Here is a 288-nt window from a genome sequence, read left to right as displayed (position 1 = left end):
CCTGGCTGACCGCGAACAACGGCGAGGTGGCTACCGGCTCGGCGTGATGTACATCATCTGGAACCAGCACATCTGGTCGCTCTACTACCCGGGACTCGGCTGGCGGAAGATGGCCAACCGGGGGTCCTACACGGCCAACCACAAGAACCACGTGCACATCTCGCTGTCCTGGGACGGCGCGATGAAGCAGACGTCGTGGTGGACGGGCGTGCCGATCACCTCCCCGCTGAACAGCAAGTGCGGCGTGGGCGGAGCGCGTGCCTGCCTGCCCACGATCCCGCGGACGTC

1 pseudogene is annotated in these 288 nt (G+C 66.3%); it reads left to right on the top strand.

Annotated features, from left to right (window positions below):
• Positions 1 to 288: pseudogene (locus tag BN358_RS26770) on the top strand (hypothetical protein); the annotation flags it as partial.

It is taken from the genome of Sedimentibacter sp. B4 (assembly GCF_000309315.1).
GTDB lineage: Bacteria > Bacillota > Clostridia > Tissierellales > Sedimentibacteraceae > Sedimentibacter > Sedimentibacter saalensis.
This window is presented reverse-complemented; position numbering and strand designations above follow the sequence as displayed.